The organism is Marivita geojedonensis (genome assembly GCF_002115805.1).
Lineage (GTDB): Bacteria > Pseudomonadota > Alphaproteobacteria > Rhodobacterales > Rhodobacteraceae > Marivita > Marivita geojedonensis.
In genome coordinates, this window is sequence record NZ_JFKC01000028.1 from 36,115 (window position 1) to 46,002 (window position 9,888).

9 protein-coding genes are annotated in these 9,888 nt (G+C 57.0%); 4 read left to right on the forward strand and 5 right to left on the reverse strand.

Features of this window, described 5'->3' with window-relative positions; genetic code table 11:
* Positions 1 to 73: 73 nt before the first annotated feature.
* Positions 74 to 652: a nitroreductase family protein gene (locus MGEO_RS18685; protein WP_085641223.1), complete on the forward strand. Its 579-nt coding sequence runs from the start codon at positions 74 to 76 to the stop codon at positions 650 to 652.
* Positions 649 to 1,350, forward strand: a complete 702-nt coding sequence (locus tag MGEO_RS18690) for an EI24 domain-containing protein (protein ID WP_085641225.1) — start codon at positions 649 to 651, stop codon at positions 1,348 to 1,350. The genes MGEO_RS18685 and MGEO_RS18690 overlap by 4 nt, the downstream gene beginning before the upstream one ends.
* Here the strand turns inward: MGEO_RS18690 and MGEO_RS18695 are convergent.
* The gene (locus MGEO_RS18695; protein WP_085641227.1) at positions 1,304 to 1,600 is read right to left on the reverse strand and encodes a DUF1467 family protein; all 297 of its coding nucleotides are present in this window, start codon (positions 1,598 to 1,600) and stop codon (positions 1,304 to 1,306) included. The two genes, MGEO_RS18690 and MGEO_RS18695, sit on opposite strands and share 47 nt — an antisense overlap.
* Before the next feature lie 34 nt (positions 1,601 to 1,634).
* On the reverse strand, positions 1,635 to 2,039 hold the full coding sequence (mce, locus tag MGEO_RS18700) for a methylmalonyl-CoA epimerase (protein WP_085641229.1): 405 nt from the start codon (positions 2,037 to 2,039) through the stop codon (positions 1,635 to 1,637).
* 126 nt (positions 2,040 to 2,165) lie between these two features.
* Between mce and MGEO_RS18705 the strand changes: the two genes are divergently transcribed.
* On the forward strand, positions 2,166 to 2,882 hold the full coding sequence (locus tag MGEO_RS18705; RefSeq protein ID WP_106299232.1) for a response regulator: 717 nt from the start codon (positions 2,166 to 2,168) through the stop codon (positions 2,880 to 2,882).
* A gap of 78 nt (positions 2,883 to 2,960) precedes the next feature.
* Here the strand turns inward: MGEO_RS18705 and aspS are convergent, their stop codons facing one another.
* Both aspS and bchJ read right to left on the reverse strand, forming a co-directional pair.
* Positions 2,961 to 4,739, reverse strand: coding sequence for an aspartate--tRNA ligase (gene aspS / locus MGEO_RS18710; protein ID WP_085641231.1), 1,779 nt, complete (start codon positions 4,737 to 4,739; stop codon positions 2,961 to 2,963).
* A 132-nt stretch (positions 4,740 to 4,871) separates the two neighbouring features.
* On the reverse strand, positions 4,872 to 5,429 hold the full coding sequence (gene bchJ, locus MGEO_RS18715; RefSeq protein ID WP_158091054.1) for a bacteriochlorophyll 4-vinyl reductase: 558 nt from the start codon (positions 5,427 to 5,429) through the stop codon (positions 4,872 to 4,874).
* A gap of 499 nt (positions 5,430 to 5,928) precedes the next feature.
* Between bchJ and carB the strand changes: the two genes are divergently transcribed.
* On the forward strand, positions 5,929 to 9,261 hold the full coding sequence (gene carB, locus MGEO_RS18720) for a carbamoyl-phosphate synthase large subunit (protein WP_085641236.1): 3,333 nt from the start codon (positions 5,929 to 5,931) through the stop codon (positions 9,259 to 9,261).
* 103 nt (positions 9,262 to 9,364) lie between these two features.
* On the opposite strand, the gene MGEO_RS18725 is transcribed toward carB, so the two are convergent.
* Positions 9,365 to 9,888, reverse strand: a 524-nt coding sequence (locus MGEO_RS18725) for a flagellar hook assembly protein FlgD (RefSeq protein ID WP_143746304.1), incomplete at its 5' end; no start/stop codon positions are given.

Below are 9,888 nucleotides of genomic sequence, written 5' to 3' on the forward strand. Positions count from 1 at the left end.
GCCTATCACGCCAATTGTCCTGTCCAAAGCCCCAACCGGGGCGAAGTCCGGCAAACAAGACGAAGGAGGCCCCATGCCAGAGGAAAACACGGCAGTTCTGGAATTCCTGCAGACACGACGGTCTCGCCCAGCCAAGCTGCTTCAGGACCCCGCGCCTGATCGGGATGCGCTCTTGCCGATCCTGACCGCAGCGGCGCGCACGCCTGATCACGGGAAACTGGAGCCTTGGCGCTTCATCGTTCTTGAAAAGGCTGCTCTGGCGCGTCTTGCAAACGCCGTTGACCAGTGCGGCCGTGAGTCAGGACGTTCGGATGAGGACATTACCAAGGCGCGCAACCAATTTGAGAACAGCCCGTTATGCGTGGCGGTGATCGAAGTGCAGAAGCCGTCCGAGAAGATCCCGCCTATCGAACAGACCTACTCCACCGGAGCGGTATGCCTTGCCTTGCTGAATGCGGCGTTGGCGTCTGGCTGGGGCGCAAACTGGCTCAGCGGGTGGCCGTCACACAGCAGCGAATTCTGCAGTGCCGCGCTGGGTCTGTCGGAGAATGAGCGGGTGGCCGGTTTCATTCACATTGGGACGGCGTCTGCCATTCCGCCCGAGCGCCCGCGTCCGGACATCGGCGCAATTACAACCTGGCTCGACTCATGATCCTGCGCAGTTTTCTTCTGACCCTGGGCCAGTTGGGCGATCCTCGGTTTCGGAAAGTTCTGTTCCTGGGAATAGGACTTGGATTTGCACTGCTGGTTGCGTTTTTCGCTGCGCTTATGTGGCTGTTGAACGCAACGTTGGGACCGGAAGCGACACTGCCGTTTATCGGAGAAGTGACCTGGCTGGACGACTTACTCAGCTGGACGGCCCTCATCTCGATGATTGTTCTGTCGGTCTTTCTGATGGTCCCCGTCGCGTCAGCAATCACGTCGATGTTTCTCGACGATGTCGCGGACGCAGTCGAAGAACAGCATTATTCACATCTTCCCAAGGCAGAGCGCGTTCCGTTTGGTGACGCGCTTCGCGATACAGTCAATTTTCTGGGCGTACTAATCGGAGCGAATATCTTCGCGCTTATTCTCTACGTGATGTTCCCGCCATTCGCCCTGTTCATCTTTTGGGGGTTGAACGGGTTTCTGCTTGGACGTGAATACTTCACGCTGGCAGCCATGCGGCGCGAAGGGCGCGCCGGTGCCAAGGCGCTCCGCAAACGCCACGCCGGAAAGATCTGGATCGCCGGAACGCTGATGGCAATGCCGCTTTCCCTACCGCTGGTGAACCTCGTGATCCCAATCCTTGGCGCGGCGACGTTTACCCACCTGTACCACCAAATTCAGGCGCGGGCCCCATCCGGTTGAAGAAATCAATGTCACGGATGGTGATCCATCCTGACACAATGATACCCGCAATCACGATCCACAGCGCAATGCTGACAAACGTCGTGATCCACGCCTTCTTCTTGAGGTTGTGAACCTCCGGTGAGCCAGCATGCGTGCCTGGCACCACCTGTCCCAGATCACCCTGTGTCTGGAGCCGGATCGGAATGACGATCAGGAACACCATGAACCAGATCACGGCGAACAGGACGATGGCAGAGGTGATGGACATTTACGTACTCCTTTTCCCCAAATTTGGGATCAGGTCAGACTTGTTCCAGTTCCACGAGGCAACCGTTGAAGTCTTTCGGATGCAGAAACAGAACGGGCTTGCCATGAGCCCCGATTTTCGGTGTCCCATCCCCGAGAACCCGGGCACCGGTTTCCCTGAGATGATCCCGCGCAGCAAGAATATCATCGACTTCATAACAGACGTGGTGAATCCCACCGGAGGGGTTTTTTTCAAGGAAACCCGCAATTGGGCTGCTGTCACCAAGCGGGTAGAGCAACTCGATTTTTGTATTCGGAAGTTCGATGAACACGACCGTAACGCCGTGATCCGGTTCATCCTGCGGATCGCCAACCTTTGCGCCCAGCGCATTGCGGTACTGGTTGGACGCCGCCTCGAGGTCAGGTACGGCAATGGCTACGTGATTCAATCGTCCGATCATCTGGTCTCTCCGTCTGCACTTGGGCGCGCTTATCCCCCGGTCCACGAAATCAGACAAGAGGCGAGAGCGCATTAACGACCTGTTAGCCCTGACCGCGCCAAAATGAAGCGACTCATGGAGGGCGAGATGATTGATGATGAGGCTTTGGACCAATTTCGAAGACCAACGGCAACCCGGCCCCTGCTTGGCCTGACCATCCTCGCGGTCGAGGACAGCCGCTACGCCTGTGATGCGCTCAGATTGATGTGTCTGCACAGTGGTGCCCGATTGCGACGGGCTGATTGCCTCAAGTCTGCACGCCGCCACTTACAGGTCTATCGCCCATCCGTGGTGATCATCGACATGGGATTGCCAGATGGCAGCGGTGCTGAGCTGATCTCGGAACTGGCATCGGCGACCCCGAGAGTGTCTGTAATCCTTGGAACAAGCGGAGATGCTTTTGCCGAGGACATCACTTTCGCAGCCGGGGCAGATGGATTTCTCGCCAAACCGATCACCAACTTGGGTGTATTTCAGAACGCGATCCTGCAGCACCTTCCCGAGGACCGACAGCCCAGTGGCCTGCGGCCCGTCAGAAACGATCAGGTCCATCCCGACCCGATCACATTCCGTGAGGATATGGCGCATGTGGCAGAGATACTCGGCGGTCCGGTAGATGAGCGGATGATCGACTACGTAACCCTGTTTCTGCAGGGCGTGGCAAGAACTGCAGAAGACACCATTCTCGAGGATGCTGCCGCCGATCTTGCCAACGCGCGTTCAGACGGGGCGCCGCTTTTGGGCCCAGTCTCAAAGCTTTCGGGTTTGGTGCAGGCAAGGCTACAGGATGCGGTCGCTATTTAGCGCCAACCCGACCGAAAAAGCCATGTTCACTGAAGATACCTGTTCGGACCGGACAAACCGATCCGAACAAAGAAGGACTTAGTCCTCTTTGGGAATAACGCGGAGACCCAGTTCCATCAGCTGGTCGCTGGTCGGATCAGACGGAGCGTTCATCATCAGATCTTCTGCCCGCTGGTTCATCGGGAACATGATGACCTCACGGATATTCGCTGTGTCTGCGAGCAGCATTACCATTCGGTCAATGCCGGCAGCACAACCACCGTGGGGTGGGGCACCAAACCGGAATGCATTGACCATACCACCGAACCGCTTGCGCACTTCGTCTTCGCCGTAGCCTGCAAGTTCAAACGCTTTGAACATAATCTCAGGCTTGTGGTTCCGGATCGCTCCAGACACCAGTTCGTAGCCGTTACAGGCGAGGTCATACTGGTAGCCCAGGACGTCAAGCGGATTGCCCTGAAGCGCGTCCATACCACCCTGCGGCATCGAGAACGGGTTGTGGCTGAAATCCACCGCGCCGGTTTCCTCATCGGCTTCGTACATCGGGAAGTCGACGATCCAGGCAAACGCAAAACGGTCCTTGTCGGTCAGGCCGAGCTCATCGCCGATCACCACCCGCGCTTTGCCGGCAACGGTTTCGAAGCTCGAAGGTTTTCCTCCAAGGAAGAAGGCCGCATCGCCCACCTCAAGGCCCAGCTGCTGGCGGATTGCCTCGGTGCGTTCGGGGCCGATGTTCTTGGCCAGCGGACCAGCCGCCTCCATTCCATCTCCCTGATCGCGCCAGAAGATGTAGCCCATACCGGGCAGACCTTCTTTCTGAGCGAAGGCGTTCATCCGATCACAGAATTTGCGGCTGCCTCCGCCAGGTGCCGGGATTGCCCGGATTTCAGTGCCTTCCTGCTCGAGCAACTTGGCGAAAATTGCAAAGCCCGAACCGCGGAAATGCTCGGTGCAATCCTGCATTTTGATCGGGTTGCGCAGGTCCGGCTTGTCTGTTCCATACCAAAGAGCTGCATCCCGGTAGGAAATCTGTGGCCAGTCAGTATCGACTTTCCGGCCACCGCCGAATTCCTCGAACACACCCTGCATAACGGGTTGGATGGTATCGAACACGTCCTGCTGGCTGACAAAGGACATCTCCATGTCCAACTGGTAAAAGTCGGTCGGCGATCTGTCTGCGCGCGGGTCTTCGTCCCGGAAACAGGGGGCGATCTGGAAATACTTGTCGAAGCCACTGACCATGATCAGCTGCTTAAATTGTTGCGGCGCTTGCGGAAGCGCATAGAACTTCCCGGGGTGCAGGCGACTGGGCACAAGAAAATCGCGCGCGCCTTCCGGGCTGGAAGCCGTGATGATCGGGGTCTGGTACTCGCGGAAACCACTGTTCCACATGCGCTTGCGAATTGACGCCACTACATCCGAGCGAAGGGTCATGTTGCGCTGCATGGCTTCACGGCGCAGATCGAGATAGCGATACCGGAGGCGTGTTTCCTCGGGATATTCCTGATCGCCAAAAACGATGAGGGGCAATTCTTCTGCCGCCCCGAGCACTTCCATGTCGCGGATGAAGACCTCGATCTCACCGGTCGGCAGCTTCGGGTTCACAAGGCTTTCGTCCCGCGCCTTGACCTCACCATCAATCCGGATGCACCACTCGGAGCGTACATTCTCGACCGCATTGAAAACCGGGCTGTCCGGGTCGCAAAGAACCTGCGTGATCCCGTAATGATCGCGAAGGTCGATGAATAGCACCCCGCCATGGTCCCGGATGCGGTGCACCCAGCCAGACAGGCGAACAGTCTGGCCAACATCGGCCTTGGTCAGATCAGCGCAGGTGTGGCTGCGATAGGCATGCATGTCGGATTTCCAATTCTCTGTACGTTTCAAGTCGCCCGGCTCAATGATGCAGGTTCATCGAAAAGTCCAGCCATACCGTTGGAATCCACGCCTGTTGTCGCTGGTTTTCACCCCAACGTCATCGCAGGCGGTCTAAGGCATCGCCAATTCGAACCGACATGCCTTTGAGCCCGCCGCACAGCAGGCGGTTTCAACAAAGCTCAACCGAGTATCGATCGCCTGACTGAATACGGTCTCAAGGACGGTTTGCTGAAAGACACAGACAGGATCTTTGCTGACTTCAGACCGCGTGACTGGATTGTTGCCGATCTCAAGTGTCGATGTCTTGACCACCCGGAAATCACCGCTGCCTGTAAAGGTCCATGCATTCTGCGTGGTTGTCCGGACAAGCATCCATGTCGCCAAGGACCATGGCAGTCGACGCAGCAGATCGCGCGCTGCAGGTTCCATGCGATAATCAAGTACAACTCTTCCGGCCATTTCGCCCGCGGCTTTCATGATGTGCGGCCAGTCATCCGGAAACTCGCGCCGAACCGTCTGATGGACTTGCGCCACCTGGCGTTCCCGCACCGGTTCCTGCGGTGAAGGAAGAAATTTCAGGCCGGCGTCCCGAAACAAGCGGTCACGATGGTCAGTGCTGATGAACCTCGAAAGAACGTCATGAATCGGGAGAATCATGTTGGCGCTCATGAAGCTCCTCTCCCGTGGCTGCTTCAACGGACCCGGCGTCGGCGCAGTCATGCTCGTCTCCCACCCCTCAACGCGCCTGCGACTCGCACAACACGCCTTCGTCCTGACCGGTTTTGACAACGCTCCAATGTCACCGGATCAGCACTTATTTCTCGCAGTTTGCCCCTAAGGACGCATGACCATCCATGCCTATTGACGGCCAAAAACCGCGTTTAACATTGAAATAGTAACACGGGACTCGGCTCGCAATTGCATTCAGACACCAAAAATGTCCAACAAAGTTGACACACTGATGCATGAATCCGCCGGAACCCGTCGCAATTGGCTGGTTGGAGGCGCCGTCGCGCTCAGTACAAGACAGATCGACCGGAAATTGTTCTGCGACTGAAAAAGCAGGTCTCAAGAGGCTTGAACGTCACTCGCGCATGTCTATAACCCGCTGGAATTTGCCAGCCGGGGCGATCCGCCGGCACGGATCTGCGCGAAACGAGGTGACACAATGCCCAAACGTACCGATATCAAGTCCATCATGATCATCGGAGCCGGGCCCATCGTCATCGGGCAGGCTTGTGAATTCGACTATTCCGGCGCTCAGGCATGTAAGGCTCTGCGCGAAGAAGGGTATCGGGTCATCCTCGTCAACTCCAACCCGGCCACCATCATGACCGACCCGGAGCTGGCGGATGCCACCTATATCGAGCCGATCACGCCCGAGGTCGTCGCCAAGATCATCGAAAAGGAGCGCCCCGACGCGCTTCTGCCGACGATGGGTGGCCAAACCGGTTTGAACACCTCTCTCGCGCTTGAGGAAATGGGCGTTCTTGAGAAATTCGGCGTTGAGATGATCGGCGCAAAACGCGAAGCCATCGAGATGGCCGAGGATCGCAAACTGTTCCGCGAAGCGATGGACCGTATCGGACTTGAAAACCCCAAGGCGACTATCGTCACGGCACCGAAAAAGGCAGATGGCAACGCCGATCTCGAGGCCGGCGTCGCTCTGGCTCTCGCAGAACTGGAACACATCGGCCTGCCCGCGATCATCCGGCCGGCGTTCACTCTTGGCGGAACCGGCGGTGGCGTGGCCTACAACCGCGAAGACTTCATGTATTACTGCCGGTCCGGTATGGACGCCTCTCCGGTCAACCAGATTCTGGTCGACGAGTCCCTGCTTGGCTGGAAAGAATTCGAAATGGAAGTTGTCCGTGACAAGGCTGACAACGCCATCATCGTCTGCGCCATCGAAAACGTGGATCCCATGGGTGTTCACACAGGCGACTCCATCACCGTTGCGCCCGCGCTGACACTGACCGACAAGGAATACCAGATCATGCGCAACGGCTCGATCGCCGTGTTGCGCGAGATCGGCGTAGAGACCGGCGGTTCAAACGTTCAGTGGGCGGTGAACCCCGCGGACGGTCGCATGGTTGTCATCGAAATGAATCCTCGGGTCAGCCGTTCTTCTGCTTTGGCGTCAAAAGCCACCGGTTTTCCGATTGCCAAAATCGCGGCGAAACTCGCGGTTGGGTATACGCTCGATGAATTGGACAACGATATCACCAAGGTGACGCCTGCCTCATTTGAGCCCACCATCGATTATGTCGTCACGAAGATCCCGAAATTTGCGTTCGAGAAGTTTCCCGGTTCCGAGCCCTACCTGACCACCGCGATGAAATCGGTGGGTGAGGCCATGGCGATTGGACGGACGATCCACGAAAGCCTTCAGAAAGCACTGGCCTCAATGGAATCGGGTCTGACCGGATTTGACGAGGTTCACATCGAGGGTGCGCCGGAGAAATCGGCGGTCATCAAAGCGATCAGTCAGCAAACACCGGATCGTATGCGCACCATTGCTCAGGCGATGCGTCACGGGCTGTCCGATGACGAAATCCATGCGACCACAATGTTCGACCCGTGGTTTCTGGCCCGCATCCGGGAAATCGTCGAAGCGGAGGAAGACGTTCGGTCTAAGGGTTTGCCGAACGACGAGTCCGGGATGCGCGCGCTCAAAATGCTTGGTTTCACCGATGCGCGACTGGCAAAACTGACCGGAGTGACTGAAAAGGACGTCCGTGCCAAGCGGCTCAAGTTGAACGTGAAAGCCAGCTTCAAGCGCATCGACACGTGTGCGGCCGAATTTGAGGCGCAAACACCCTACATGTACTCCACCTACGAAATGCCGATGATGGGTGAGGTAGAGTGCGAGGCACGCCCCTCCGATCGGAAAAAAGTTGTCATTCTTGGCGGTGGGCCCAACCGGATCGGGCAGGGGATCGAGTTTGACTACTGCTGCTGTCACGCGTGTTTTGCCCTGACGGATGCCGGATACGAGACCATCATGGTCAATTGTAACCCTGAAACCGTTTCCACGGACTATGACACTTCTGATCGCCTGTATTTTGAACCGCTGACATTCGAACACGTGCTCGAGATTCTGCGGGTTGAGCAAGACAATGGAACGCTGCATGGCGTGATCGTACAATTCGGCGGGCAGACGCCACTGAAGCTTGCCAATGCGCTCGAAGCTGAAGGCATTCCGATCCTCGGAACCACGCCAGACGCCATCGATCTTGCCGAGGACCGCGAGCGGTTCCAGGATCTGGTGAACAAACTCGGCCTCAAACAGCCGCACAATGGCATTGCATCAACCGATGAACAGGCGCTTGCGATTGCCGAGGACATTGGATTCCCTCTCGTCATTCGTCCGTCATACGTTCTGGGTGGACGTGCAATGGAGATCGTGCGCGACATGGCGCATCTTGAACGCTACATCAACGAAGCCGTCGTGGTTTCCGGTGACAGCCCTGTTCTCCTTGACAGCTATCTGTCCGGCGCGACTGAGCTTGACGTCGACGCTCTGTGTGACGGGACTCGCGTGCATGTTGCGGGCATCATGCAGCATATTGAGGAAGCAGGTGTTCACTCGGGTGACAGCGCATGCTCCCTGCCGCCATACTCTCTGTCGGATGACCTCCTGGCAGAAATCAAGCGCCAGACAGAGGCTCTGGCCCTCGCTCTGAATGTCCGAGGTCTGATGAATGTTCAGTTTGCGATCAAGGATGGGGAAATCTACCTGATCGAAGTCAATCCGCGCGCATCGCGGACGGTTCCCTTTGTGGCAAAGGCCACAGACTCTGCCATTGCGTCCATCGCAGCCCGCGTCATGGCTGGCGAACCGCTGACCAACTTCCCAATGCGGGACCCTTATCCGGAAAACGCTGATTACGACACCGTGCTCCCGCTGGCCGATCCAATGACCCTGGCGGATCCGATGATGCCGTGGTTTTCGGTCAAGGAAGCTGTTCTGCCCTTCGCACGATTTCCGGGTGTTGATACAATTCTCGGCCCTGAAATGCGCTCTACTGGCGAAGTCATGGGATGGGACCGGTCGTTCCCTCGCGCATTCCTGAAGGCGCAAATGGGTGCCGGAACCCATCTTCCAACGTCAGGAACCGTATTCTTCTCGATCAAGAATGAAGACAAGACAGAACAACTGATCGAAACAGCGAAGATTCTGACCGACCTCGGCTTCACGATCGTGGCGACCGCAGGAACCGCAGCATTCCTGTCGCAGCAGGGAATTGCGTGCGAGATGACCAAGAAAGTGTATGAAGGCCGTCCCAACGTTGTCGACCTCATGAAAGACGGCGGAATCGATCTGGTCATGAACACGACAGAAGGAGCCGCGGCCGTTGAAGACAGTCGGGAAATCCGATCCGTCGCGCTTTACGACAAAATCCCGTATTTTACGACAGCAGCCGGCGCGCATGCCGCTGCGCTGGCCATGAAAGCGCGCGAAGAGGGCGATCTAATCGTGAAGCCGCTGCAAGCCTGATGGCTTGCACGAGCACTTACAGGATAGCGCCACTGGCCGTTCTCATTCGCGTCGCGTCGCAAGTTTGATGGTCTGACGATACGGTCGCGCACTGAATTCCTGACTATCGAAAGCTGTTGACACGGTCTTCGGAGATCTCGGTTCCGTCCGATAATATCAGTGTGGCCTCGCCACCATCAAAGCGCACTTCTTCGATCACGGCCTGCGTGGTGACCGTTGTTTCCGTGTGGAAATCATCGGAAACGCGCCAGACTTCTGCCGAATAGAGAGCAGAAGCCAGCAAACGCCCCTCCAATCCAGTACCGTCCCAAGTTGCCTTGAACTGCCCGCTCCCAAGTTCGATCTCAGCGACCACGTTGCCCGAATCGTCCAAGATCACAATTTTTGTGTCGCTCGAGAAAATTTCGTTCTTGATCTCAAGTTCGACAGGTGCGCCAGAAAATTGAAATGCCTGATCATGGACGGCAACCCGCCCCACAAGACTTGCGTAGCCTGGCAACCCTCCAGCAGATATCGAGGAAATCAACGCTTCCAAATTCTGGTTGGTCAAAGTTTGCTGCTCAACCATGGAAAACGTCGCGAGTTGACTTGCAAACTGATCCGCCTCCATCGGGCTTAGGGTCAGGA